Below are 264 nucleotides of genomic sequence, written 5' to 3'. Positions count from 1 at the left end.
AGGATCCTCTGCAACTTGCCCCAAATAAGAAGCTTGCTTTTCTGCATATTTTTCATCAAATATTTCCTGCATCATCTTGGCTTGCTCAGAAGAATCGCAAACCACCATACCGCCAATAGTTCTATCATCCATAGAAATTCTTGCTTTTTCCATATCCTGTACAATATAGTTCAACATAGGTTCTACAAATTTATGATGTGCATAGATTTTTTTCTTATCGGCATCTCCCTCTAAAACTTTAATTTTTTCTAAAGTTTCTTGAAG

The 264-nt window shown here is 34.8% G+C and carries 1 protein-coding gene; it reads right to left on the bottom strand.

From position 1 onward, the window contains the following. Positions 1-264, bottom strand: a 264-nt coding sequence (locus FGM02_RS17790) for a hypothetical protein (RefSeq protein ID WP_139959971.1), incomplete at both ends; no start/stop codon positions are given.

It is taken from the genome of Flavicella sediminum (genome assembly GCF_006381105.1).
Classification (GTDB): Bacteria; Bacteroidota; Bacteroidia; order Flavobacteriales; family Flavobacteriaceae; genus Flavicella; species Flavicella sediminum.
Note: the sequence above shows the minus strand (reverse complement) of the source record. Positions and strands in the feature narration are given on the sequence as shown.